Source organism: Limnospira sp. PMC 1279.21, from assembly GCF_032349615.1.
Lineage (GTDB): Bacteria > Cyanobacteriota > Cyanobacteriia > Cyanobacteriales > Microcoleaceae > Limnospira > Limnospira fusiformis.
Genome location: NZ_JARPLU010000001.1, coordinates 1,462 through 27,256, shown reverse-complemented (window position 1 = coordinate 27,256; position 25,795 = coordinate 1,462). Strand labels below are relative to the sequence as shown.

The 25,795-nt window shown below is 44.8% G+C and carries 20 protein-coding genes and 1 CRISPR repeat array; of the genes, 18 read left to right on the top strand and 2 right to left on the bottom strand.

What is annotated here, in order from left to right:
* Nucleotides 1-11 precede the first annotated feature (11 nt).
* The 18 genes from P5683_RS00110 (at nucleotide 12) to cas2 (ending at nucleotide 19,548) form a co-directional block, all read left to right on the top strand.
* Nucleotides 12-2,132: a protein kinase domain-containing protein gene (locus P5683_RS00110; RefSeq protein ID WP_315641704.1), complete on the top strand. Its 2,121-nt coding sequence runs from the start codon at nucleotides 12-14 to the stop codon at nucleotides 2,130-2,132.
* 1,396 nt (nucleotides 2,133-3,528) lie between these two features.
* A complete protein-coding gene (gene csx2 / locus P5683_RS00105) occupies nucleotides 3,529-4,776 on the top strand; it encodes a TIGR02221 family CRISPR-associated protein (RefSeq protein ID WP_008051068.1) in 1,248 nt (415 codons plus the stop codon).
* Between the two features lie 58 nt (nucleotides 4,777-4,834).
* Nucleotides 4,835-7,150: a type III-B CRISPR-associated protein Cas10/Cmr2 gene (cas10, locus tag P5683_RS00100; protein ID WP_315641703.1), complete on the top strand. Its 2,316-nt coding sequence runs from the start codon at nucleotides 4,835-4,837 to the stop codon at nucleotides 7,148-7,150.
* Nucleotides 7,147-7,866, top strand: coding sequence for an RAMP superfamily CRISPR-associated protein (locus P5683_RS00095; protein ID WP_008051064.1), 720 nt, complete (start codon nucleotides 7,147-7,149; stop codon nucleotides 7,864-7,866). Before cas10 ends, P5683_RS00095 begins: the two co-directional genes overlap by 4 nt.
* Complete coding sequence (csx10, locus tag P5683_RS00090; protein ID WP_008051062.1) at nucleotides 7,863-9,074, top strand: CRISPR-associated RAMP protein Csx10; 1,212 nt, start codon at nucleotides 7,863-7,865, stop codon at nucleotides 9,072-9,074. The genes P5683_RS00095 and csx10 overlap by 4 nt, the downstream gene beginning before the upstream one ends.
* Nucleotides 9,071-9,496, top strand: a complete 426-nt coding sequence (locus P5683_RS00085) for a hypothetical protein (protein WP_008051060.1) — start codon at nucleotides 9,071-9,073, stop codon at nucleotides 9,494-9,496. Before csx10 ends, P5683_RS00085 begins: the two co-directional genes overlap by 4 nt.
* Before the next feature lie 333 nt (nucleotides 9,497-9,829).
* Entirely contained in the window at nucleotides 9,830-10,714 is an 885-nt protein-coding gene (gene csx7 / locus P5683_RS00080) for a CRISPR-associated RAMP protein Csx7 (RefSeq protein WP_046320893.1), read from the top strand.
* A gap of 162 nt (nucleotides 10,715-10,876) precedes the next feature.
* Entirely contained in the window at nucleotides 10,877-11,008 is a 132-nt protein-coding gene (locus P5683_RS00075) for a hypothetical protein (RefSeq protein ID WP_315640005.1), read from the top strand.
* A 22-nt stretch (nucleotides 11,009-11,030) separates the two neighbouring features.
* The gene (locus P5683_RS00070; protein WP_046320892.1) at nucleotides 11,031-11,975 is read left to right on the top strand and encodes an RAMP superfamily CRISPR-associated protein; all 945 of its coding nucleotides are present in this window, start codon (nucleotides 11,031-11,033) and stop codon (nucleotides 11,973-11,975) included.
* Complete coding sequence (locus P5683_RS00065) at nucleotides 11,972-12,415, top strand: hypothetical protein (RefSeq protein ID WP_273247315.1); 444 nt, start codon at nucleotides 11,972-11,974, stop codon at nucleotides 12,413-12,415. Before P5683_RS00070 ends, P5683_RS00065 begins: the two co-directional genes overlap by 4 nt.
* A 2-nt stretch (nucleotides 12,416-12,417) precedes the next feature.
* Nucleotides 12,418-13,524, top strand: a complete 1,107-nt coding sequence (locus P5683_RS00060) for an RAMP superfamily CRISPR-associated protein (protein ID WP_315641702.1) — start codon at nucleotides 12,418-12,420, stop codon at nucleotides 13,522-13,524.
* Between the two features lie 79 nt (nucleotides 13,525-13,603).
* A complete protein-coding gene (locus tag P5683_RS00055; RefSeq protein ID WP_315640000.1) occupies nucleotides 13,604-14,266 on the top strand; it encodes a hypothetical protein in 663 nt (220 codons plus the stop codon).
* 220 nt (nucleotides 14,267-14,486) lie between these two features.
* Nucleotides 14,487-15,431 (top strand): putative CRISPR-associated protein, encoded by a 945-nt coding sequence (locus tag P5683_RS00050; protein ID WP_315639998.1) that lies wholly within the window; start codon nucleotides 14,487-14,489, stop codon nucleotides 15,429-15,431.
* 38 nt (nucleotides 15,432-15,469) lie between these two features.
* Nucleotides 15,470-16,570 (top strand): putative CRISPR-associated protein, encoded by a 1,101-nt coding sequence (locus P5683_RS00045; protein WP_315639996.1) that lies wholly within the window; start codon nucleotides 15,470-15,472, stop codon nucleotides 16,568-16,570.
* A 97-nt stretch (nucleotides 16,571-16,667) separates the two neighbouring features.
* Complete coding sequence (locus P5683_RS00040; protein WP_315641701.1) at nucleotides 16,668-17,003, top strand: hypothetical protein; 336 nt, start codon at nucleotides 16,668-16,670, stop codon at nucleotides 17,001-17,003.
* Between the two features lie 50 nt (nucleotides 17,004-17,053).
* Nucleotides 17,054-17,983 (top strand): type IV pilin-like G/H family protein, encoded by a 930-nt coding sequence (locus P5683_RS00035; protein ID WP_315641700.1) that lies wholly within the window; start codon nucleotides 17,054-17,056, stop codon nucleotides 17,981-17,983.
* 255 nt (nucleotides 17,984-18,238) lie between these two features.
* On the top strand, nucleotides 18,239-19,213 hold the full coding sequence (gene cas1, locus P5683_RS00030) for a CRISPR-associated endonuclease Cas1 (RefSeq protein WP_006624640.1): 975 nt from the start codon (nucleotides 18,239-18,241) through the stop codon (nucleotides 19,211-19,213).
* Nucleotides 19,214-19,263: 50 nt separating this feature from the next.
* Nucleotides 19,264-19,548: a CRISPR-associated endonuclease Cas2 gene (gene cas2 / locus P5683_RS00025; RefSeq protein ID WP_006624641.1), complete on the top strand. Its 285-nt coding sequence runs from the start codon at nucleotides 19,264-19,266 to the stop codon at nucleotides 19,546-19,548.
* A 331-nt stretch (nucleotides 19,549-19,879) separates the two neighbouring features.
* Nucleotides 19,880-22,840: a CRISPR direct-repeat array (repeat unit 37 nt; unit sequence GTCCAACCCTACCAATTCCCCGTCAGGGGACGGAAAC).
* Nucleotides 22,841-22,945: 105 nt separating this feature from the next.
* On the opposite strand, the gene P5683_RS00020 is transcribed toward cas2, so the two are convergent.
* Together P5683_RS00020 and recN are read right to left on the bottom strand one after the other, a co-directional pair.
* Entirely contained in the window at nucleotides 22,946-23,842 is an 897-nt protein-coding gene (locus tag P5683_RS00020) for a hypothetical protein (protein WP_006670771.1), read from the bottom strand.
* Between the two features lie 46 nt (nucleotides 23,843-23,888).
* The gene (recN, locus tag P5683_RS00015) at nucleotides 23,889-25,652 is read right to left on the bottom strand and encodes a DNA repair protein RecN (protein ID WP_006624648.1); all 1,764 of its coding nucleotides are present in this window, start codon (nucleotides 25,650-25,652) and stop codon (nucleotides 23,889-23,891) included.
* Nucleotides 25,653-25,795: the final 143 nt, after the last annotated feature.

Genomic DNA, 25,795 nt, shown 5'->3' with positions numbered 1-25,795 from the left:
GGTAACTAATTATGAGTAACATCTGTCCATCATGTGCCTATGACAACAGCCCAGGCGATCGCTTCTGCATGGCCTGCGGAGCTACTTTAACTCCCACTAGCACCACTACTACTCCCACTAACTCAGGACTGTATTTACCCACAGGTACATGGCTAAAACAGGGCAAATACCAAATCAAAAAATTTATAAGTCAAGGCGGTTTTGGGATTACATACAAAGGGATTTACTGCGCTAATTCTGCTACTGTAGCCATCAAAGAGTTGTGGCCAGAAAATGGATGCAGACAAGGCACATCTGTACTCTGGCCCTTATCAATTACCCCGGTTGATCGAAAGAAACAACTTCATGAGTTCCAATTAGAAGCTATTTATTTAAGTCGTTGTAAATCTCCTCATATTGCTAAAGTTTATGATTGCTTTGAAGAAAATTCAACTATTTATATGGTGATGGAGTTTATAGAGGGTTCAACTCTATCCAATCTGTTATTGAATAATCACCAACCCCTAGATGAGCCTCTAGTGATTAAGTATACCAAAACCGTCGCTGAAGCACTCACAATTGTTCACCAGCACAATTTATTGCATAGAGATATTAAGCCCGACAATATTATGATTGGCAGTGGCGATCGTGTCGTTTTAATTGATTTTGGAACTACCCGAGAATTTATCGCTGGAAAAACCGGAGATATGACCGTAATTTTAAGCAGAGGATACGCCCCATTTGAGCAGTATTCTAGCCAAGCCAAACGCTATCCCTCCACTGATATTTATGCCCTGTGTGCTTCTATGTACGAATTATTAACAGGAAAATTACCCGCCGACTCAGCCGATCGCGCCCAAGCTATTTCTAATAACTTACCCGATCCTCTAGTTCCCCCCCGACAACTCAACCCTAATATTAGCCCCTACATTCAAAAGGTAATATTAACCGGGTTAAAATTTCGGGTAAATGAACGCATACAAACCGCCCAAGATTTTATCGATGCCCTGGATGGTAAACTGATTTCTCCGCTTCATAAAACCGCCAAAACTTGTGTTAAAAAAGGCAAGTTAACCGATGCTGTCACCGCCTATCAAAATTGTTTAACTCAAGAACCAGACAACGCCGAAGCCCTCATAGAATTGGCGATTATATTATTATATCATCATAGCGATCGCGCTGATAGTATTGCCAGAAAAGCCCAGCAAATTAAACCCCAAGACGGTCGAATTTATGGCATTTTGGGGTTAGTTAGCTGTCGTAGCCAGCAGTGGAAACAAGCGATTCAACAATTACAGCATGGCATTAAACTTAGTCCAAAACAAGCCTGGATGCACGCTAACCTAGGTTGGGCATTGGGAAAAGAGGGAAACTGGCAAAAAGCGGATCAGACAATTCAACAAGCATTAAACCTAGATCCTAATTCTAGTTTTGCTCTGGGGGTTAAGGCTTGGATATCTTTCCATCTTCGCCAGTGGAAAATCGTAGTTCAGGCGGGAACCCAGGGAATTTTTAAATCTCAGCAGCAGCCCTCCTCGGTGGCGATCGCCCTAAAATCCTGGCTTTATCCTCTCACAATTGCCGCTTTAGAACGAGTGACAACCAACAAGTCTGGTGACATAACACGGCGACTGCAAGCCTTCACTCAACAAGTCCCCAATAATGCCTTGGCTTTAGGATTTAAAGCGTGGTATGAGTACCGTAAAAGTGATCATGTATCTTGTCGTCAAAGTCTCAATTTAGCAAGTCAGTGTCCGGAAATACCCGATTGGGTGATGAGAAATGGAGGTTTAATTTATGAACATCTGGGAGATTTTCAAAAAGCGGCTGATTGGTATAATAAAATATATCAAAAACAACCCAAAGATGCTTGGATTTGTTATCGTTTAGGGACAGTTTTAGCCGCCAGCGGTGAGTGGCATCAGGCGAAAAATTATTTGGAGAATGCAGTTAAATGCGATCGCAATTTGGCGGCAGCTTATCGAAATCTGGGCTGGGTTTTGTTGAATTTGCGAACTGCAGACGGTCAAGTTAAATCGCCCCGGGAGGTCTTAGTAGCCTATCGTCAGGCTGTGACACTGTACGACCGCCAAGACCCCCAGCAAGCCCAACATTTGCGCTCAAAGTTTCAGGCTATCAATTTGCCATTATAATAAATGGAAGGGGGCCCTTCCAGTGATGGTTATACTGAAAGGGTTGGTGCGAGACGTTGAGGAGTGAAATAGGGCTGCAATGCCTGAAATAACCTCCCAGTGGGACTTCCACTCCTTGGTGGAATATAAGGGATTCGCCACCCTGACCATCCCATAACTGTTTATATGTCCCGACGCTTGGAGAAATCTAAGCAAGGCAGGGAACTCAAGGTCATAGACAAACTGAGAAATCAGGGAGTAGAGAGTAACGGCGGTAGCCACCCCCAGTTTTGGGAATCACAACCCCAGGATTGAAGCGGGGAACGGAAGGCGTGAAGTAGAACCCACTACCAGATGCGACCACTGCCAACCATCCATGACTAAGGAAATCTGAATGTTCCGACTTGAACCATCGTCATCAGTAAGTAGCGAAATAGGTTGACACGCTGCGCTCAAAAGAGTATGGGGAAAAGTAGGAGTTTCAACTCACTACCTACACAGACCTTTAAAATTACCCCGGTGGATAGGACGAATCTAAAGATGGAATGCCCCCATAGATGGAACGTTTAAACCCCTCATTGGCTCTGCCTCACGGCAGAGCGTGAAAAGTGTAAGCGTATACCTTTAAGGGGAAAGGATGTGACTGAAAGCTAATGCCTAACTGTAATGGTTAGGATATGCCCACTAGTCACGGTGTGGATATAGAGACTGCAATAAGTAAGGGTTTAATGGCGAAAGCGAGTTGAAAGACTAACGCAGACATATAGCTTTGAAAGTTGAAGTCATCAAGCGGGGGGTTGTAGCCCTGTTCCTACTGACAATAGGGTATCCACATCAGGAGCCGTGTGCTGGGAAACTCGCAAGCACGGTTTGGAATTGGAGTTGGGGAAGGCAACTTCCCTTTCGACCATAACGGTATTTCTGAACATCTCCAATCGGACAAGCCCCCCAAGGGGGAGCGATCGCCCCTGTAAATGGCTTCTACACTGACATTAGAGGTAATTGCTCAATTCAATTTTTCTAAATTTGCGTAAATTTAGTGGTTGTCGCTGATAGGTAGATAGATGATCAGCCCACCGGATGGCCATCTCTAACTGAGGATCACTGAAATGGGAGGATAACGTTTAGAAAAGTTTACAGTCAAAAAGTAGATTTGTGTTTAATAATAAGGAGATAACATTAGGCGTTTAAGCATTAAGTTCAAAATCGTAAAAGTGCCTCACTGTAAGGGTTATAGATTCTATTGACCCACATTTTGTAGCACCCTTTTTTAGAACTTTCGCCGCAGGAGGGGCGATTTTAGATTTTAGTAGTCAAAGGAGATGCGATCGGATGTTCTCAGATTAGATTTGACTGACAACCAAAATCCCCGGGTTTCAATTAGTTGATGTAGTTTTGTTACCATCAGGTTGGAAAAATGGCAAAAATTTTAATTTCATCCATCGGGACTGGGCCTAGCACTATCACCGAACAAAAAATTCGTCAATACAAAACCGCTAAATATGAAATAGACGGCAAATACTATGAAAGTAGTTTTATTGCATCTGTTTTGTACCAACACCTCAAAATAGATGAAGTCATTTTGATCGGAACGGTAAAATCAATGTGGGAAGCTGTTTATGAGCAGTTTTGCCAAGACCGGAACATTGAAATCGACTTTGAATATTATATTCAACTTTCCGAAATTGTTGAAAGTGCCAATCATAAAAGTGACTTAAACAGCATCCAACTCGGCAAGTTAGAAAAAAGTTTAGGAGATAAATCCAAGTGTATTGCCATCAAATATGGACTCAACGAAAGGGAGATTGAGGAAAACTTTAAGCGAGTTGTTGAATTGATTGATGTCCTTCAATCCGGCGATGAACTATACATCGATATCACTCACTCTTTCCGGTCGCTGTCTTTATTTCTTTTTCTAGTTTTGACATTTATAAATGATATAGCCAGCGAACTAAATGTCAGTATCAAAGGCGTTTACTATGGAATGCTAGACATTTCTCGCGAACTAAACTATGCACCAATTGTCAACTTGCAATCTTTATTCGACATCACCAGATGGATCAAAGGCGGTTATAGTTTACAAAATTTTGGCAATGGTTATCTGATCGCTTCTCTGCTTGCAGAACAGGGTGAAAAATCCCTGGCAAATTCTATTTCAAAACTTTCTGATACCCTGAATCTGAATTACATTCCCACACTTCGCCAAAATGCCACTGACTTAAAGCGAGAACTTGATGAGACAACAACTCAAACTCCACTTCAGTATCTGAAGCCGGAACTCGAACGCTTTGTCAAACGATTTTCTCGTCAGAATATCCCCGATAGCGAACTTCAACTCGATCTGGCTCGATGGTATTTTCAAAACAAACGTTACGCAACTGGCTATATTGCTTTAGTAGAATCCATTATTACCTATAGTTGTGAGGTTCAAAATATTCAGGATATAGCTAATCATCAAGAAAGAGAAAAAGGGAAAAATTTATTATCTAATAAAAAAAACACAGCTTTGGGTGAATTATACTTTAAAAAAGTCAATCCCATTCGCAAAGCCATTGCCCATGCTTCCCTCGAAGAGCGAAGGACAAATTTAAAAACAGCCATCGACAATGCCATGAAGTATTGCGATGAAGCAAGTCGAATTTTCAGAACTAAAACCTTTGGGTAATTCTCCATTCATCAGTTCCAATCATTAAATTTCAATTGCTAATATAATGTCCAATCCAATGTCTACAATTCAAGAAATCAAAAAAGACCTCAAAATCGCCCTAGTTTGGTGTTTGGCGTGGGGAGAAGAACTACAGCCCAAGTGCGATCGCCAACAACTAGAGACCGCAGTAAATGCACTGAGAAATAATGGCGAAGTCCCCCCAGAAGTAGCAGGTATTGTCACACAAGTTGAACATCTACAAAACATCCCTGATGATGATCAACCCGAAGATATTACCGCCTTAAAAAAACTGGCGGGGGATTTGTGGAATCAAACTACACCTATTGGCTTAGTTTATGGCGGTGTCACTAAGGTTAAAGGATATGTTTTTGAGTCGGCTAACTTAATGGAAATTCGGGGTGCTTCGGCAATTTTAGACCGGATTAATTTGATTGATTTACCGGCTTTTTTGGGACAACAAAAACCTGATAATGACTTAGAAGACTATCGCAGTCCTCGTGACTGGCTAAACCGAGAATTTCCCCAACTCTCTGATGCACTTATACCGGAACTGATTATCTATGCTACGGGTGGTAATATCCTCGCTTTTTGTCCGGCTGCTTATGTTGACACTCTCGCTAATGCTATTGAAAAACGATACACCCATGAAACTTTAACCGCTAATAGTTGTGCGGTGGGGGATAAGTTCAGACTTCTAGAAATTCGCTTTGGGATGCTGGCCCCAAATCTTGATGATACCCCTTGGTTTGATTGGTATAAAAAGCAAGTTAATAATCCTTTGGTTGAGGCATATTTTGGGAATCCTAAAGCTGATAATAGTGATGTTAAGAAATGCTTTTTTAATACCAAGAGTTTCAATGAATTAACTCGCAAATTAGCCATTAGGTTTAATCAGCGTCGGAGTGGGAATGCTACGGAAAATCGTCCAAGTCGTAGCTATCCCCCACATTTAGAAACCCATCCTTATTTAGTGCGAGATACTAACGATCGCACTTCCGCAATTGATACGGTGGAGGGACTTCCCAGTAAACCCAAATTTTCGGAACCTATAGCGCGAAAATATTTCATGGGTCAAGTTACTAAACGGGATGATACTAATCGCAACTGGTATCAAAGTTTAGGCTTGACTTGGCAACCTGGATATGTTAAAAGTTGGGTGAAAAAATTTGAAAACTATCTGGATGATTCCGAGAGTGAACACCAAAAATACTATGGAGGAAACCATTCTCGAAATGTGACTGAAAGTCGGAATATGGAGGAAATTGCTAATAGTAGCAATTACTTTTTAAGCATGATTTATGCTGATGGCAATAATATGGGTGGGTACATTCAACAAATTAAGACCCCAGAAAAATACCGCCAGTTCAGTCAAGATATTTTGGAAGCTACAGAAAAGTCGGTTTATTATGCTTTAGCTAAAAACCTGCATCCTCACCAGCTTAAAAATCTCCGAAAACCGGACAATCGAAAACGCGAAAATGCCTGGGTTCATCCCTTTGAAATTATTGCCATTGGTGGGGATGATGTGATGATTATGGTTCCGGCTAATAAGTCTTTAGCGATCGCCAAAGATATCGGCGAAAAATTTGAGGAGATTTTAGCAGCCAAAGGTAGGTATAATATTATTGAGAAATCTCCCGAACCTAATAATATTATTGAGAAATCTACCGAACCTAGAAAACCGGGGAATATTCATCGCTACTTAGCCGAAAATGCTACCCACTATGATAGCATTCTCAGCACCTCTATGGGAGTTCTGACGATTAAATATGATACCCCCATCTACTACGCTAATCATTTGGTTTCTCAACTGCTGAAATCTGCTAAGGAGAAGGCGAAAAAACTCAAAAAAGATTATCATTATTTTGGTGGAACTGTTGACATTTTAACCCTAAAATCTGTTACGATGATTTCATCCAATATTAAAAAGTTTAGGGAAGATGGATTAGTGGTTAATACCCAGCCAAAACTGAAACTTTATGCAGCACCCTATACTCTCCATGAAGTTGGGGGTTTGATTAAGACAATTCAAGCATTTAAAAAGGTGGACTTTCCGCGATCGCAACTTTATCAAATCCGTAGTTTTCTGGAACGGGGTAAACGGACGGCAATTCTCAATTATCGCTATTTTTGCGTTCGTTTAAAATCCGACAATCGCCGTATAATTAAAGACAATTTTGAGGATGCTTGGTGTTTCCCAAAAGATGAAAATAATAACGGAACCCTGGCTCCTTGGATGTCAATTGTTGATGACAAGACTACCATATATGAAACTCTGTGGCGAGAAATTATTGACCTTTATCCTTTCATTGAAATAGACTATCAATCTGAGTCTGAAAAACCCCAAGAAACAGAGGTAAGTAAATCATGATTAACCTTCAGTCTATTAACCCAGCGATCGCCTCTTTACCAATTACAGCCACCATTGATACAGCCTTGTGTGTGGGTGCGGGGGGTTCCTCTGGTTCCTTGGCGGATAAACCCATCGTCCGCACCGCCGACGGCAAACTGTTGATTCCGGCTTCTCAATTTAAAGGTCGCTTGCGCCATGAGTGCGAAAAATTAGCACGCAGTTTAGGATGGAATGTCTGCGACTCCCCCAAAGCTGAAACTATGTGTCCTCAAAGAAACGGATTTTCCGATGAAGAAGAAGCCGGGTTTCAGCATCAATATCAAGCTGATGACAATGGCGATTATCACTGTATTATTTGCCAAATTTTTGGCAACCCTAGCCTTCCTGCTAGTGTAGATTTTGATGATTTGGTGTGTAATGTGACCGCCGACAATTTGCCGGAAGTTATACGTCCGGGAGTGACGATTAACCGTAGCCGTCGCATGGCGGAGGACCAAAAACTTTACTTTTTGGAAACTTCCCCAGCTAACCTAAAATTAGAGTTTACTGGACAGATCAACATTTATCCTAATGTGACTCCCCAAGCACAACTTTTAATCTTAGCTGCTTTACATCATATCACGGCTTTAGGAGGGAGTAAATCTGCTGGGCTGGGTTGGCTAACTTGGCAAATTCAACCCTCAAATATTTCTCCAACGGAGTGGAAAAAGTTAATTCCTAGAGGTGCAGCATGAAGGAAATTAAATTGACGATTATAGCTGAATCACCCTTAGCTATTGGTCGCAAAAAACCGGGTTCTGTTAGTGAAGCTGCCGATTTTATCGCGGGTTCTGTGATTCGAGGTGCGATCGCTGGCTATTTACTGCGACTAAGTAATAATCAACCTCAGTCTGATGATGATTTTTCTCAGTTATTTGTTGATGATAATCCGGCGATTTTTGCTAATGCTTACCCAACCCAAAATCAAGCCGAGGTTAAACTTTTACCTGTCACGGCTGTTAGCGCCAAAGCTAAATCGGGATTTTTACCTGATAACTGCGGGGTTTTTGATACTTTAATAGATCGCTTTTGTGCGGAAAGTTGCGGACAACTTTATGATCCCAAATGTCCTAAAGACTTAGAAAATAATGGTGACGGACGAGTTGAACCTTTTAATGGTTTCTATATTTCCCATGGGAAACAGTATCAAAGCATATCCGCTTCTAAACGATTGTTAACCAGGGTGGGAATTAACCGCCGTCGCGCTACTTCGGAAGAACAAATCCTTTACAGTTTGGAGGTTCTCAACGAGTCCCAAGTTGTTGATCAAGTTCATCAGCCGAGTCAATATCAAGGCTCTATTTTGGTGGGTGATGACGCTTTGGCGAACCGACTGACTCAGTTTCTTAATAATCATGGCGATCGCTTTCGTTTAGGTGGGGGAGTTTCACGGGGATTAGGTCGTGTGAAATTGCAGGCAAAATGCGTTAATTGGCAATCCCAGACTAAGCAGCAAATAGACAAATTTAACAAAAAGTTAAAAAACCGCTTGGAAATATGGCAGAAGTTGTATAATGTCAGTACAGAGCCACATACCTACTTTACCATTAACTTAAAATCTGATGGTATTTTTAGGGATAACTGGCGACGAACTACCGTGATCACCCCGCAGATGTTGCGCGACTTTGGTGGCGTTGCAGACGACAGCTTAACCCTCCATGCGGCTTACAGCAGTTATGACTATGTTTCCGGTTGGAATGCCGCCTGGGGATTGATGAAAGATATCGATCTAATCACCACCAAAGGCAGTGTTTATCTATTCGGAACCGAGCAGATTGACACATGGTATAATGTGTTAGAAAAGATGGAGGCTCAAGGGATTGGCGATCGCACTTCGGAAGGTTTCGGTCAAGTGGATATTTGCCATGAATTTCACCATGTATTTAGGGAGAATGCCGTATGACTACCAGCAATTCAGAGACTCAAATTGAACTAAAAATTCAGCGCGGTATCCGCCAAGCTGAAGACCAACTGGTTATAGCTATTCAGGATGCACTAGATAAAACCCAATATGAAAATTTGGAAGAGTCACAATTTCGCAACCTGGTTCGCGTAGCAGATACCACCGATAGTACAGAGGTGATTAAAAACTTCTTACTCTATCAGGTGGGACGGGAAAGGAAATGGGGAAGGGGGAAAAATTCTCTCGCCGATCGCATTATTTACGACATTGATAAAACCCTAAAAACGGCAGCAGAAAATATTGGCAAATCGGTCAATCGCAAAAATATCAATAGTATATGGCTGGAGTTGATTCGCCGCTATTTAGGTTATGGCGCACGATATCTCAAGTATAAAAACGAAATGAAAAATTCCAAATCTTGATAGTTTATTGACTCTACTTTTGCCAGCACCATGAGAGTATCTATCCGGTCTGATTGGATCACCTTGAGTGATTTTCTGCCACTCCCAAAAACCAAACCTGTGAGGGAATACATTAATGGTAAAATTTCCCTAAAACCGATGTCAAGACGACTACTAACCTGGCTAGGGACAGAAATTAATTTTTACAGCTTGTTCGGAAATCTTACTAAACATTACCCTCACCCTAAATCCCTCTCCCAGGGGGGGATAGGGACTTTGAAGGCGTATTGCATGATTACTGAAAGGGATGTAGTTGTTTGAATTTTGGTTAACGTTATTATTGTAGGTGTTCTTATGTTTGCTAGATTCAAAAACCGCTTAGAAATTACAGGAATTCTCCATACTGTAACCGCTTTACGGGTGAGTGCGGGACGTTCCCTCGAACCCATTGGCTCTGACCTTCCGGTGATTAAAGATGCTTTGGGTCGTCCGTTGATTCCGGGATCGAGTTTTAAAGGTGCTTTACGATCGCGTCTGGAAAGTTTTTTGCGGGGGGTTTTTAGTGAGATTGATGCTGACCAATTGCGTCACTTGGTCGCTAACCCGGCTAATGAAAATGAATGGTCAATTACATCCAAAGAAATGCAAGGTTTCAAAAATAGTTATAGCGATCGCCAACTAACTCAAGTTATTATCGAACATACGGATCTGGTTTCTCTGGTATTCGGTTCTCCCTGGTTGTCCAGTAAATTTCAAGTGCGAGATTTAACCATATTTGACCCCGAAAATAATTGGTTTGGTCAGTATCAAGAAAGGGATGGAGTCGCTATCGATCGCGATACGGAAACGGCGGCGGAAGGGAAACTTTATGATTTCCAAGTCGTCCCCGCTGGGACTCCCTTCGAGTTTAAAGCTGTAGTGGAAAATGCCGAAGAGTGGGAATTGGGGTTGTTAATGGTGGGATTACATCAATTTGAAACGGAACAAATTCCCCTCGGTGGAGGGCGATCGCGTGGTTTAGGAGTGGTGAGATTAGACATTGATAAAATGCAATGGGTTAATCCAGATAATCCTGAAGAATTACTGGAATATTTGGAAATGCTAGTTAATCAGGATTTGAGTTTGTATGAACTCAATGAAGATGAACAACAGGGTTACAAACAATCCTGGACAAGGGCGTTAATTGATAAACTCAGAAATGTGCGATCGCAACACTTGACGGAAACCAATGCTGTTTAATTGAGGATACCCTATGACTGCGACCCAAGAAACCAAAACCAAACTAACTTTTAGACGGTTTATTGAACAGTTACCTGATCTGGTACCGAACCGGGTCGCTACCCCGATATTACCGTTGTTGATAGGGATATTTGGGAAGCGTACCCCACCAGTTATTCAGCCTTGTTAGAACCACCGCAAATGGTTAATGAAAATGGACTGTATAAAACCAACGCCTACCGAGAAAGCGATCGCCTTATTTCCCCCACCTTTCCTGAACTGCAAACCACAGTATCAGATATCTTTAAATCCTAATTAATCGACCAAGGTTAAACTCATGCACAAAAGATTTGTTAATCACTGTACCATTGACCTGAGTATTTTGCCCTTGGGTCCCCTGTTAATTAAATCCGGTAAAGAGGGAGCAGACCCCACCAAGCCGGATATGGAATTTGTAGAAACCTACCATCAAGGGGGGCGCACAGTTTACCTTCCCGGAAGTAGTTTAAAAGGGGCAATTCGCGCCCACGCTGAACGCATAGTCCGCACCGTCGGGGAAGATAAACGCCCCCAAAATCCTGATAAACTTTGGGCGAATGACCCCCTAGATTTGAATGCGAATAAGTATCTGGACAACATTACTAACCCCGCCGAAATTTATCGCCATTCCTCATTTACCGATCGCCTTTTTGGGAATACTGCGATCGCCAGCCGTTTACGCATTGAGGACGCTTACCCCACCAAAGAACATCCCCTAAAACTCGAAGAAAGAAACGGAGTCGCTATCGATCGCGTTTTCGGTTCGGTGGCGGTGGGTCCCTTTAATTATCAAGTTTGTACTGCGGGGGAATTTCGCACTAAAATTCACCTGAAAAACTTTACTTTAGCACAATTAGCATTAATCGGTTTAGTCCTGCGGGATCTTGATGATGGATGGTTCGGTTTAGGGTTTGCTAAATCTCGCGGACTGGGAACAGTAGACGTTAAACTTAACTCCGCCGTGGTCAGTTATCCCGGTTGTATATTGGAAGGCGATCGCATTTGTTTGCTGGGTTCTGATAAATCTTGGGAACGTACCCAACTACTCGGCGCGGGCGTATTTTTAACAGAAAATCCCTATCATTTTCCTACTGATGACGCAGTGATGGTTCCCGTAGGCGGGGAATTAATGGAGTTAGGTTTTGGAGTCAAACAGACCTGGACGGGAAGCGAACAGGTTAAAGACTTATTTACCAAATCCGTTCCCAAATGGCGTAAATTATTGGGAGGTGTAGCCGCATGAGAACAGCTTTTGTAGGGACAAAAAACCAGGTTTCTGCTACGGCATTACAGGCTTTAATTCAGGAACTTTCTAAGGCGATTTACTTTGGTCGCACTGTAGATAAGGTTAGCGGATTTTGCCAGAATTTTGACCCCGACAAACTTGCCCCAACCGGACAGGTTTTTAACCAAACTGCCGAAATTCGGTGGCAACAAAAAGGCGATAGTTATGATATACTATGGTTAGGAATAGAACCCGCACAATTGCCCCCAGGATTTACTGCCATGGAGGGGGATTGGTGCTGTGACCTTCAGGATTTGCAGGCGAAAGTGTATCCGCCGACCGAAACTAAACTACCTCGCCGCCTGCGTAATTTACCGGATGAAATCGATATCAAACAGCGATATTTTCGCGATCGCCAAACTGCCACTATCCACTTTACCGCATTAACTTATCAATAATTATGGCACCTCCTAATCGACGACCAGACAACGCTTCCCAAGTTTCCAAACCTTACGAGTTTGTAGAATTTCCCCCTAATGCTCCGACCTTAACTTCTCCAGCCGGACATCATAAGTATTTAAAAAACCGAATTCATGGGATTTTGCACCTACAATTAACCGTAGAAACTGCCCTGCATATTTCCACGGGAACTGTGATGATGGGCAGGGATTTGGGACAGTCTAAAATTCCCCTAATTAAAACCATGCAAACGGGCAATGAAAAACTCACCATTCCCGGTAGTTCTTTAAAAGGAGTGGTGCGGTCAATTTATGAGGCATTAACTGTTAGTTGTGTCTGTAAGATTAAAACCCAAGGTTATCAAAAAACAAAACAAGACGGCAAGTTGCGATACTCTTTAAATATTCCTAGAGGATATAAAGAGTGCAAACCTAAAAAAAATGAAATTCAAAAACGTAGTGTAAAACTTTGTCCTGCTTGTCGAATTTTTGGTGCTTTGGGTTTTCAGGGGTTGCTTGAATTTGCAGATGCAAAAGCATCTAACATTCAGAGCCAGACAGGATGTATGCCATCACTCCATGAACCTCAGCGAAATTGTGAAGAATATTATGTTAACAATCGAAATCAGATATCACAAGGACAATTAAATGGAAATTTGAAGGGGCGTAAATTTTACTATCAAACAGAAAATGTGGCTTCAAGCAATCAACAAAAGGGAATTCCAGTCCAGCAAGCTAATCGGCAGTATGTCTTTGAGAATAAACTTCCATTTAAGAATTTGACACTGGCAGAATTGGGAGCGCTGTTAGCTTCTTTGGGACAGGATCAAGATTATCCATTTTCCTTAAAAGTGGGAGCGGGAAAACCTATCGGCATGGGAACTATGACGGTGAAAATCACGCAAATTCAAAGAACTGAATCAATGCGCGATCGCTATAGCGATTATAACACAGAGCCGCCCAGTTTAACAGGTTCTGAATTGCAAACTTTTATTAAACAAGCGATCGCCGCCGCGCACCAACAAAAACTGCTGGAACTTCCCCAGTTAAAACAACTGCAAAAAATCCTCGCCTATCCCACCAACCGGGAAGCGCGAGCGGAGTATTAACCAAAGCTGATGGGTTAATTATTACTAATCCCTAAATACAGCGATTAAGCAACTCCTGACACCCTCAGAAAATCACATCATGGTAACTTCAACTTTAACCAATTATTCTCTCTCTGAACGCCAATGGCAAATTGCCCACAAAATAGCTATCGATTTAGTTATCAATGGAGCCGATGTTAACGAACTTGGAAAAGCCCTGTTTTATTTGCGGGCAATCCAACAGGAGCCCGATGCCGGAAAGCGGTTTTTAACATACTTAGAAACCCTAGTTAAACAAGGCAATCGCATCGGATATAGCAAAACAACACCACAGTATTTTGCCATGATTGAAAGTGTTTGTAAACAGCACCTTAAGGGAGATATAGAAAACAGTGTCACCATGCTGAAAATTCTGGGTTGGTCGTTTCGTTTGATGCGCTATTACAAGAATGGTGGTGTACCCCCAGAAACCCTCAGAACAATACGGGATAAAATAAAAATTCCAGACCCAGATGAATCCGATACCCAAAAAAAAAAGAAAGAAATAATGAAAGCAGCTAATCTATCTGTGGGTAGTCAATTAGATGCCATAGTAACAGGAATTAAGGGACATAAGGTGACTTGTGAAATGCTGGGTACAATTCGCCTGAGTCCGAAGGAACCCAGAAAGGCCAGTTCCCTGTCTGAGGGTCAAACTGTGCGGGTAGAGATTACCGAGTTAAAGGATGATGGGACAATTAAGAAAATTAAGTTGATTGATTAATATCAGTTGAGTTAGACATTAAGAACACGAGATGCAGATGTCCTTTAGTGCAATTTTGGGGTAATTGACCATGACCATTAACGAGCAGGATACCAAAGAGGAGTTGGGATTAAAACTGGTTCTCCCTGACCTGGCTTCACCCACTCCTGAGAGTTTCCCTATTTATCCCAAAAAAGTGAAGCCGTAACCATTCAGTCGTCAATCCAGAGATTAAAAAATCATGCAAACTATCATTATGACTGTAGGAACCTCCCTACGCACCAACCCCGATCGCAATCTTCCTGAAGACAAAAAACGACCTTGGGCGGGAAAGTTTGTTCCCAACAACGAGCGAGCATTTTCCAGTTTAGAAGAACCGCTAGCATGGATGAAAACCGCCGATATGGAAGCAATTAGTGCGGAAACCAATACGTTCTGGCGACTCGATCCGCTAGAGGACGATCGCATCCTTTTACTTCATTCTGATACGCCTTCCGGTCAAGAATGCGCCGAAGTTCTGCAAGCGTATCTCCAGGAATGTCACGGACAGAAATATGTGACCCTGGAAAAAATTCCCGATATTAACTATGAACTTGACGAAGGGGGTTCTGCACTCGATCGCATGGCGCAACTGCTACGCACGCACATTCAGGAAGCCCAGGCTGCCGGACTACTGGTGACACTGGCGGCGACGGGGGGTTTTAAAGCTCAAACGATGGTGATGGGATTGGTGGGAAACGCCCTCGGCGTTCCGGTCTGCTACGTTCACGAGTCTTACAAAACCCTGGTTTATCTGCCCTACATCGATACGGGGGGTCTGCCTCAGCCGATGGTTCGCCGTGCCAATTTACCAGAATCAGGGCGATCGCGGGATGATGTGATTCAAGTCCAAGGGGACAAAAAAGGACATCACCGCCCAAAAAGCTGGAAAAAAGTTGAAAAACTCCTTCAAGACCTACCGTGGGTTGATCTTGTTCGTTTTGATAAAAATGCCTTTAGCGCCCCCAAAAATGGGGTGAAATCCGCACGCCAGAAAACGACAGACGGTTGCCATGTTCTTTGGTTGCACTTACACGACAGCGATACCCACCATATTGCGGTTTCAGTTGAAACGACGGGATACAAACCCGAACATCTGACCGAAGCGACTGCGGAACTTCGAGAAAAACTCGGTCGTATTGTGTAAATCACACCTAAACTCCCAACAATAAATCGGAGATAATCATGAGAAATACACTCATTTGCACCGTGGGAACTAGCCTGCTGAATAACCTAAAACGCTCTGATGATGCGGCTATTCAAGGGGCTTTTAATGCCCAAAACTGGAAACAGTTATCCCTTCTGCTGCTGGAACGTAGGAATACCGATCGCCTTTGTGGGGCGGAAATTAACTCGATCGCCAGTATTTGTGATAAGGGCTTTTTGGCAGACCGCAACCGTCTGATATTTTTGGTATCAGATACTGATGATGGCAGAGCCATGGGAAATCTGCTGAAACTCTATTTTGATTATACCAGAAATCCCCTCAATTTTCAACAGGTTGAATATCGAGTTTTGAGCGGACTGCGTGATGATAGCGTCCAGGATTTTCGACAAAAAGGCTTGAAAAATTTGGTTAAGGAAATTAGCACCGAGGTTCGCACGTTTTCCCCGGAAGCGATCGCCATTAATGCTACGGGTGGATATAAAGCCCAAATTTCCTTCGCCGGAATGATTGGACAAGCCCTAGGAATTCCCGTCTATTACCTATTCGAGAAATTTTCGGAAGTCATCGAACTTCCCCCCCAACCAGTCGCCCTAGATTTAGCTTTTTGGCTGAACAACTATTTACTGTTTGAATATCTGGAAACTGAACAAACGGCTGAAGTCTCCCTAGTAGAATCTGACATCGACGACCCCTATTTATCATCTTTGATAGACCGGGAAGATGATTTGATTAGTTTGTCGGCTATGGGGGTGCTATTTAATGAGCGATCGCGCCTACAATTCGCCAAACAGGAAACGGCAATTTTAGCGCTAATTCCCCAAGATGACACTAAACCGGAGGCGAAAAATATCAGTTTGCGAGATGACCATGGCAAAGATGTATTGATGGCTTTTTCTCAAAAAGTTCGCCGTTCACCCTATGTCAAAAATATTGTAAATTCTCTGCCTTTTAACTCTCAGCAAAAAACACCGATTCGCCGCACCTACCCCAATGGGATTGTGGAGTTTGTGCTAACTTGGACAGATGCGGGTTATGGTATTTGCATCCAGACCACGGGACGAAATCTCGCGGAAACCAATACCATTGCTATTCATCTCCAACAGGAATTTAGCCAGTAAATTCACCTTGTAAATCCCATCGATTTAAGCGGGGGTGACTCAGCGGCAACCCCAGGGATTTTGATTTGATGATTTCTGGGAGAGAGGGGGGGTGGCGTTGGCGGTTGCACTTGGGGTATACAATTCTGGAGCATCCGACATCAGCATTTCCCAACCATTGCGCGGCGACAGAGATAACATGGGGCGATCGCTCACCACCTCGGAGTTTGCTCAATCCCTCAACCTCAGTTTGGGAACCCTCTGGAACTGGCTACCACTAGCCTCAGTACCGGACACAGAATCTGAACCCCTGACAAATCCCCCTAACATCGCTGCTGATGAGACAATCGCATCTTCGGTTCTAAATCGCCAAGGAAACTTAATTTGGTATGGAATGCAACAAATTACACCGTATATCCTGAAGATATCGATGTTTCACAAAACTCAACAGTGAAGTCTTGGATAAGTTACAATTAGACTTATTTGAGTCTATAGGATAAAAAAATGAACAATAATGGTAGTGACAAAAGTAAGTTTACTCCTTTAGTATGGTTTTTAATGGGAAGTGGTGTCTCCTTGGTTTTACTTTTAGGGGGTTGGGGATTATGGTTTTTTGGGGGAGCTAGTGAATCGTCGAATTTTCTCAAGATTTCACTAACATCTAGTAGGAATGAAGCCAAAGCTGCTGATCAGTTGATAGGGCATTGGAAACTGGAAACTTTCAATGATGAGATGCCACCGTCTTTATTTTTTACAGAGGACAATGTTTTTTTAGTGGGGACTTCAGAGAATCAAGCCGATGTAGTCGCTTCTTATAGTATTGAGTCAGATGATCAGGTCAACTATTTGTTGATACTTGGTTCTGACCATGAAAATTCTCCCCAATTTCTAGTAGCTATCTTTGATTTTCCTGACCGCGACCAACTCAGGATAGAATTTTTGATGTCGGATAATTCAGATGGTTCTCGTCCTGCGACTTCTCTTAATTTTAGTAATGACGCTGTTGTTTATGAAAGAGTCTCTACTGTTATTTCTGATAATATTGAGATACATTCTCAGGAGCAACAAAAAGCCAGGGAAATGCAAGTGGAACCCCAACAGTTCATCCGCTCAATTCTGAGAGCTCAACAAGCTTTTTACATGGAGAGAGGACAGTTCTCAGATTCCCTGCGAGCCTTGGGTCTTGGTCTACCGGATGAAACAGATAATTACTCCTATAAATTTGTTTACATTGACCAAGATAGGATGGTTCAGGTGGCAGCACAAGCTAAAAAATCATTTTTAAAAAGCTACACAGGAATCGTGTATTTCTCTGGTGGCATAACGTCTATTATCATGTGTGAAAGTAATGAAACAACCACAGAGTTACCGCCTCAAGCCAGATTGAATCAAGATGGAAAATTTGCTTGTCCCGATGGTTATTCAGAGCTATAAATTGCCAGGTCTCCTGCCCGATTTGAGAATTAATGAGTTGCCAAGATGGCTTTAACTTCGGGTTCAGGACAACCAGAAAAATGGCGATCGCTCACCATTCCTCGGGCTAGAGAAATCTCGAAAATTAAGACTGTATAGGTGATGACAGTAAATCATCCCAAAGGTGCGATAATTACAGCAGGGAAATAGCCGGAAAGATTACCCTCACCCTAAATCGGAATCCCAGGGGGGAGGGGGACTGGGAAACCATATTGCATGATTACCAAAAGAACTGTCATAATTGAGCAATCCAAAGGTTCCACAACTTGCCGCCTAGCGGAAATTGATTTAGTGGTGATACTTCCGGGCGTTCAGTTAACCGATAGGGCGATCGCCCAACTTCTTGATCGTGGCATCGAAACCATTTTCCTACGCCAAGACGGACGGTTTCGCGGCCGTCTCCAGGGACACTTTCACACCAACCCGACGGTAAGACTCGCCCAATATCGCGCCCTGGACACCACCTTCGGCATGGCTCTGGCCCAAAAGCTAATTTTGGGGAAAGTCCGTAACCAGCGATACCTTCTCCAGCGACGCAACCGAGAAACTCACGGTAAAATCACCCAATTAACTGAAGCGATCGACACGATCGCCTCCTACCTTCCCCGCTTGAAACAGACAGAAACTCCCCTCGCGCGCGATGAATTGATGGGAGTTGAGGGGCTCTGTGCCCGCATTTATTTCCAAGCCCTAACCCACTGGTTTCCCCCGGAGTGGAAGTTCACCGGACGCAACCGCCGCCCACCTAAAGATCCCGTTAATGCCCTATTGAGTTGGGGTTATGGGGTTTTGTTGGCGCGGGTATTTGCGGCGACTGTTCAGGCGGGGTTCGACCCTTATTTGGGGTTTTTTCATGCGATCGCCCCATTTCGGCCCAATTTGGTACTAGATCTGATGGAGGAATTTCGCCCGGTGGTGGTCGATCGAGTGGCGATCGCTATAGTTAACAGTCGGTTGATTGATCCTAACGATTTTGAACCCGCACCGGGGGAGGAGGAGGGGATCTGGTTGGGACAAACGGCGAAAAAGCTGTACTTGGGACACTTGGAACGCCAACTCCAGGATTCTATTTTATATCCCCCCCAACATCGGAAGCTGAAACTAAGTCAGATCCTTTTGGAGCAGGCGCGATCGCTGGGTCGTTGTCTGGTAGAAACTCGCCTGGACTATGAGGCTTTTATTTTTCGGTGAACTAATCGGTGCATCAGATCCTACTCTCAAGTCTTTAGAAGGATATCATTATGGCGAATTTTTGGTTGGTTTGCTACGACGTGAGGGACGACAAGCGTCGCCAACTTTTGGCGAAGTTGTTGGAACAGCGGTGTCAGCGGGTTCAGTATTCGGTGTTTGAGTGTCCCCTGGAGGAAAAAATTCTGGAGGACTTATTGAATAAGCGGTGGCTAAAGGTTTTGAATTTAGAAAAGGATAGTCTGCGGGCTTATCCCCTCAATCCCTCCACCAAAGCTCAGGTTAAGGTCTACGGGGGACCGCTTCCCTACGAACCACCAGACTTTCTCATTTTGTAAGGGTTGCGATCGTCTCATTTTTCATCACTTTGGGGCTGAAATGCCTTTGAGCCAATGATTTTCAGCAATGTAAAGTTATATTGCATTTTTTAATAATATGGCGCGACGAGGATACAACAGAAACCTGATATAAACTTGAGCTAAAAAAAGAGAAATTTGTTTTTTGGGGGGTTGACAGTCTCGCACAACTCCTGATAATATAAAAACATCGCAAAACAAACGAATTTACTCGCGCCAAACAGGCCTGTAAAGTTTTGTTAAGCACCTTCTACGTGCTCTCGCGCAAACGCACCTTGAAAACCGCATACTGTAAGGTTTCCAAAGGTATAGGGTCCAACCCTACCAATTCCCCGTCAGGGGACGGAAACAAAGGTTCAGCCCCTTTCGCACCATAAAAGAACCTACTCGCGTCCAACCCTACCAATTCCCCGTCAGGGGACGGAAACTGTTTTGCTTTTTTCTTGACGATTTCCTCGGATTGTTTTTTCGGAAAAACGTCCAACCCTACCAATTCCCCGTCAGGGGACGGAAACTTTGTAATAGCTGGTCGCCCAGCTATGAATTAACTTCTCATGTCCAACCCTACCAATTCCCCGTCAGGGGACGGAAACTATCAACACAAGGACTGGGTGAATGTTTATCAGGACTTGGTCCAACCCTACCAATTCCCCGTCAGGGGACGGAAACTAAGTATGTATATCTCTAATTATAAAAATAAAAGGACTGAAAGAATAAGTCCAACCCTACCAATTCCCCGTCAGGGGACGGAAACCAAAACCTCACACAGCATATTCCTGCTGTGCTTGAGTTACATAGTCCAACCCTACCAATTCCCCGTCAGGGGACGGAAACTTTACCCACGCATATGACGTCCCCCCAGGTCTGTGAGGCCCAATTGTCCAACCCTACCAATTCCCCGTCAGGGGACGGAAACCGCAATTTGTTGGGCGTTGTAGCTTTTTCGAGTTTGATTCTGAGTCCAACCCTACCAATTCCCCGTCAGGGGACGGAAACAATTTTGTCACGTGCACGAATCTGTCATCGACCCAGCAAAAAGTCGTGTCCAACCCTACCAATTCCCCGTCAGGGGACGGAAACCCATTAAAAGGGTCTAAGACTACATCTCCAGGGTTGCTCCATAGGTCCAACCCTACCAATTCCCCGTCAGGGGACGGAAACAAGCCTCGTTAGGGAAGGTTTTTTAGAATTAACACCACTGTCTCCAAGTCCAACCCTACCAATTCCCCGTCAGGGGACGGAAACGGAAGTGATCGCGAGAACGATCGCTGCTAGAGCGATCGCTATGTCCAACCCTACCAATTCCCCGTCAGGGGACGGAAACCCTCGCGGTCCCCCAATTCCTCAAGCTCTCGCGCCAAGTCCTGTCCAACCCTACCAATTCCCCGTCAGGGGACGGAAACTGCTTGCATTTAAACCCAGGTAATAAATCTTTGTGATAAGCAAAATCCGTCCAACCCTACCAATTCCCCGTCAGGGGACGGAAACGGTTCCTATCAACCCAAGCCGCGAAATGAGTTATACCTTGTCCAACCCTACCAATTCCCCGTCAGGGGACGGAAACCGGTTATGTAGTATATTTTAAAATTCTCCCGTTGCCATGTCCAACCCTACCAATTCCCCGTCAGGGGACGGAAACTCCGCTTTCGCGGACTGGACATCGAATCTTGCCGTTGCAATATTAAGTCCAACCCTACCAATTCCCCGTCAGGGGACGGAAACGAAAATGAATATGGATTGGGGATGTTTTTTCCCATCCCCAAGTCCAACCCTACCAATTCCCCGTCAGGGGACGGAAACTTTTTTACAACAGAAAGTCTACGGCTTTCGCCAGGGTCCAACCCTACCAATTCCCCGTCAGGGGACGGAAACCTTACAATTCTTGAGTCTGACTCACAAATTGTATACGAATAAAGTCCAACCCTACCAATTCCCCGTCAGGGGACGGAAACTAAACACCCCTGGGCAGACCCCGTCAACTCCCTCTTCGGGTCCAACCCTACCAATTCCCCGTCAGGGGACGGAAACACTTTTTCGCGGATCATAATGGGGTGGAAGTTTCTTTCCACCGTCCAACCCTACCAATTCCCCGTCAGGGGACGGAAACTCGATGATATCATATTTCCATCGAAGATATTTTCCAGCTTTTGGGTCCAACCCTACCAATTCCCCGTCAGGGGACGGAAACGCAGTCGTCCCATACAACTTGACAGGTAGTAACTCCATAGGTCCAACCCTACCAATTCCCCGTCAGGGGACGGAAACTATCACTCTTATATTCCTCCCAAGCATAAAGCTTGGCTGTCGTCCAACCCTACCAATTCCCCGTCAGGGGACGGAAACAAATATCAGGCAAGTCTAAAAGGTTTGCTAAACTTACGCAAGTCCAACCCTACCAATTCCCCGTCAGGGGACGGAAACCGCAACTTTTTTATCCCTTGGTTATGAAGTTGCCGCACCCGTGTCCAACCCTACCAATTCCCCGTCAGGGGACGGAAACTCCACCCCAAATTTGGGCCCACCTTCCCGGTCCTCATGCCGGAAGTAGGTCCAACCCTACCAATTCCCCGTCAGGGGACGGAAACCTCCAGTAAGTGGCTCCCCAGTCTGGTCTGGGTCTGCGAGTCCAACCCTACCAATTCCCCGTCAGGGGACGGAAACCAGAACCTGATGATGAACTTCTAGCCGCCGCATAGATAGCAAAGTCCAACCCTACCAATTCCCCGTCAGGGGACGGAAACCCAGAAAAAGAGTCTAGGGCGGGATGTATCATGCACAAATCAAAAGTCCAACCCTACCAATTCCCCGTCAGGGGACGGAAACACGCACACAACTCCTGAAAACGTGCGTTTCTATCATGATGTCCAACCCTACCAATTCCCCGTCAGGGGACGGAAACGCGTTTTCCCCTTCTTCTTTTGAAATTCGACCGTTAACCATTGGTCCAACCCTACCAATTCCCCGTCAGGGGACGGAAACTTGGCAATAGAAGGGGCTGAAGGAGCCACCTGAGTTTTTGGTCCAACCCTACCAATTCCCCGTCAGGGGACGGAAACTAACTGTAGTGCTTTTCTGCAATCTGAGAGCGCTCGGTGTCCGCCATGTCCAACCCTACCAATTCCCCGTCAGGGGACGGAAACGGCGCGATCGCCCTCCATTTTGGCGTCAGTGTCCAACCCGACCAATTCCCCGTCAGGGGACGGAAACGGCGCGATCGCCCTCCATTTTGGCGTCAGTGTCCAACCCGACCAATTCCCCACCAGGGGATGGAAACCCGCGATAAAACCGAGTGGTCAAAAAAGCGCCAATGGTGAAGTCTTGTTAATCAAGGTGTGGGGGGGGTTGGGAAACCGTGTGAGGAGAAGATATTTCCCATCAATTAACCTTCCACTTCCTGATTAGTTGGTTGGGGGGAATTTCCTAACCTCACCTGCTTACCAATGAGACTTAAAAAAGTCGAACCAAAATGCTGAATTTCCAGAAAGTTAGCATAAGCAGGCGCGGGTTTATAAATCCTAAAACTCTTCATAATTCCCAGCGTCGCGGCGCTTTCCAGGGGACCCACAAAACTACTATCGCGGTCTAAAAAATAAGGCTGTTTTACCCAATGTTCCATCTGGTTATTATTCAGGAAATAACAGCCAGCGTGGGGGTTTAAGCTGCGATTAAATTGAATGGGTTGTTCCATCACTTTACCCACCAATTGGGGGCGATCGCGTATATTTTGAAACTTCGCGGTTACATGGGGTAATAAATCCCCATCCACATAGGCTTTATTAATCGGTCCGTAGGGGGATACCTCATAACGATTAGGTTGCAAAAGGCAATCATCCCCCCCATAAGCATTAAACCAAGCCAACTTGACAAAAAACCAGGGGTCATGGAGAATTAAATCATCCTCCATATAACAATAATAATCATACTTTCCCAGAGCATCTCGCAGCAAGGCTTGACACTCAAACCCCAATTTCATCGGTTCCGCTTCGGTGGGACAATGGCGGTAAAACCGAGGGGGAAGTTGCAGTTGATTAAGCAGGTGACAGTCCTGGGTGGTACAAAGGAGAATATCAAGTATATTATCCTGGGCGTTATTAACCCCAAAAGCCTCACATTTCCCAATATCAATAATACATTGGCGTTGGTCATAGAGGGCGCGCAATGCGGTTAAACTCATGGTTAGTCCAATTAACCTTGGTCGCGGATCCTTACTCAGAGACCCGTGGGTAGCGTCTCCCTGGGAGTTAAAAAAGTGGGGAATAGTAACTAAAATTCGCATGGCGCGGGTTGACAATAAGTTAAACTGCTAGAATCTAGGGAGTCTCTCAAACGGCTTGAGTCTGTGTCAAAGGCGGTGTCCTGGCTTGACGGAGGGTAGCGGCTTGGGTTAGTAATGACTCCGCAAAGGCGATCGCCTCTTGAACCGATCGCCCACTAGCCAACTGAGCCAATTCTTCCCGCCGCCCCGGAGTATCCAGGACCGTTACCCGCACGACCGTCCGCTGTTTAACCGCCTCCTCCGTATCCTGGGGAGAGTTACCAATAACCACCTTCGCCACCCGAAAATGATGATCCGCCATAGCCGCCACCAGAGGTTGATGAGTCACACACAGAACCTGATGACAATGACTAAGCTGGTATAATTTTTGAGCGATCGCCGTAGCCACCCGTCCCGACACCCCCACATCAATTTCATCAAAAACCAAAGTTCCCGACCCCTCAATTTGGGAAAAGCAGGCTTTCAGGGCTAACAGAAACCGACTCATTTCCCCCCCAGAAGCGGTCTCACTCAAAGGTTTAATCGGTTCACCCGGATTAGGACTCAAACAGAATTGTATCTGGTCAGCGCCCATTGGTGACGGGGAAGTGGGGGTAATTTGCACCTGAAACCGGACACTATCCATAGCCAAAGGCTGCAACTCGGCGATCAGATGAGTTTCCAGACCACGGGCGATTTTTTCACGTTCCCCCCTGAGAAGGTCGCAGACTTGTTTAAGTTTCCCCTGCGCCTCAAAATAAGCCTTCTCCAGAGTTTCCAGGGAATTTTCCCCATCCTCCAGTTGCGCCAACTCCTGCTCAATGGCATTATAATAATCCATCACCTCACGGAGAGTCTGACCATATTTCCGACAAATCTGTTTGAGGTCAGCAATGCGGTCTTCCACCTCCTGGAGTCTTTCCGGGTCCGACTCCAACTGTTCACCATAGCGCCCTATTTGCTGTCCGGCTTCCGTCACTTGTGCTAAAGCATCTTCCACCATAGCCAAAATAGGTTGCAGTTGGGAGTCATATTCCACCAAGTCCCGCAAAACCATTTCCGCCTGACTCAACAGATCCGCCGCGGCCAATTCTCCCTTATCATTCTGATAGAGGGCTTGACAAATGCCATAACTTTGGTGCTGCAACTCCACCACATGACTGAGGCGCTGTTGTTCCTGTTGTAGAGCCTCCAACTCCCCCGCATCCGTCAGATTAGCATTTTGCAGTTCCCTAATTTGATATTGCAATAAATCTATACGCTGTAGCCGTTGCTGGGAGTCTTGGCGGCGTTTTTGTAGGGCGTTTTGCACCTCCCTAGCGCGCATATAAGCCTCCCCAACCCTTTCCCGCAACCGGAGAGTATTACTTCCCCCATACAAGTCTAACCATTCCCGTTGTAGCGCCGGTTTCCCCAACTGTACCGTCTGACCTTGGGCGGTAATTTCCACAAAGCGATCGCGCAGACGGTCTATAATTCCACGACCGACCAGAATGCCATTTAATCGGGATCTACTGCGAAACTTATCCTGATTTACCACCAATTCCCGACAACAGACTACCAGGGAACCATCTACCAGGTCAATTTCCTGTTGTCGAAACCAGTCAATCAAACCAGGGTCTACCTCAAAGCAAGCCTCCAAAATAGAGCGATCGCAACCTGTACGAATACTACGGCGATCGACCTTTCCCCCCAAGACGGCATCAACTGCATCCAAAATAATCGACTTACCCGCCCCAGTTTCCCCGGTAAACACATTCAACCCCGGTCCGAATTCCAGGTCCAGGTGGTCAATTAAGGCAAAATTTTCGATCCGCAGTGATATCAACATATACAGCCTGTTCAGAAATCATCTGATCACATCTCAAAGTCCCTTCTCAAAGTCCCTCTCCAGCCTGTTCAGAAATCATCTGATCACGTCTCAAAGTCCCTTCTCAAAGTCCCTCTCCAGCCTGTTCAGAAATCATCTGATCA

Excerpts from the sequence above, each read along its gene's own strand:
- P5683_RS00060 (WP_315641702.1), top strand. The coding sequence starts at position 12,418 with ATGGCACCTCCTAATCGACGACCAGACAACGCTTCCCAAGTTTCCAAA.
- P5683_RS00110 (WP_315641704.1), top strand. The coding sequence starts at position 12 with ATGAGTAACATCTGTCCATCATGTGCCTATGACAACAGCCCAGGCGAT.
- P5683_RS00070 (WP_046320892.1), top strand. The coding sequence starts at position 11,031 with ATGCACAAAAGATTTGTTAATCACTGTACCATTGACCTGAGTATTTTG.
- P5683_RS00055 (WP_315640000.1), top strand. The coding sequence starts at position 13,604 with ATGGTAACTTCAACTTTAACCAATTATTCTCTCTCTGAACGCCAATGG.
- csx2 (WP_008051068.1), top strand. The coding sequence starts at position 3,529 with ATGGCAAAAATTTTAATTTCATCCATCGGGACTGGGCCTAGCACTATC.
- csx7 (WP_046320893.1), top strand. The coding sequence starts at position 9,830 with ATGTTTGCTAGATTCAAAAACCGCTTAGAAATTACAGGAATTCTCCAT.
- cas1 (WP_006624640.1), top strand. The coding sequence starts at position 18,239 with ATGATTACCAAAAGAACTGTCATAATTGAGCAATCCAAAGGTTCCACA.
- P5683_RS00020 (WP_006670771.1), bottom strand. The coding sequence starts at position 23,842 with ATGCGAATTTTAGTTACTATTCCCCACTTTTTTAACTCCCAGGGAGAC.
- P5683_RS00050 (WP_315639998.1), top strand. The coding sequence starts at position 14,487 with ATGCAAACTATCATTATGACTGTAGGAACCTCCCTACGCACCAACCCC.
- csx10 (WP_008051062.1), top strand. The coding sequence starts at position 7,863 with ATGAAGGAAATTAAATTGACGATTATAGCTGAATCACCCTTAGCTATT.
- P5683_RS00045 (WP_315639996.1), top strand. The coding sequence starts at position 15,470 with ATGAGAAATACACTCATTTGCACCGTGGGAACTAGCCTGCTGAATAAC.
- P5683_RS00095 (WP_008051064.1), top strand. The coding sequence starts at position 7,147 with ATGATTAACCTTCAGTCTATTAACCCAGCGATCGCCTCTTTACCAATT.
- P5683_RS00085 (WP_008051060.1), top strand. The coding sequence starts at position 9,071 with ATGACTACCAGCAATTCAGAGACTCAAATTGAACTAAAAATTCAGCGC.
- recN (WP_006624648.1), bottom strand. The coding sequence starts at position 25,652 with ATGTTGATATCACTGCGGATCGAAAATTTTGCCTTAATTGACCACCTG.
- P5683_RS00065 (WP_273247315.1), top strand. The coding sequence starts at position 11,972 with ATGAGAACAGCTTTTGTAGGGACAAAAAACCAGGTTTCTGCTACGGCA.
- cas10 (WP_315641703.1), top strand. The coding sequence starts at position 4,835 with ATGTCTACAATTCAAGAAATCAAAAAAGACCTCAAAATCGCCCTAGTT.
- P5683_RS00035 (WP_315641700.1), top strand. The coding sequence starts at position 17,054 with ATGAACAATAATGGTAGTGACAAAAGTAAGTTTACTCCTTTAGTATGG.
- cas2 (WP_006624641.1), top strand. The coding sequence starts at position 19,264 with ATGGCGAATTTTTGGTTGGTTTGCTACGACGTGAGGGACGACAAGCGT.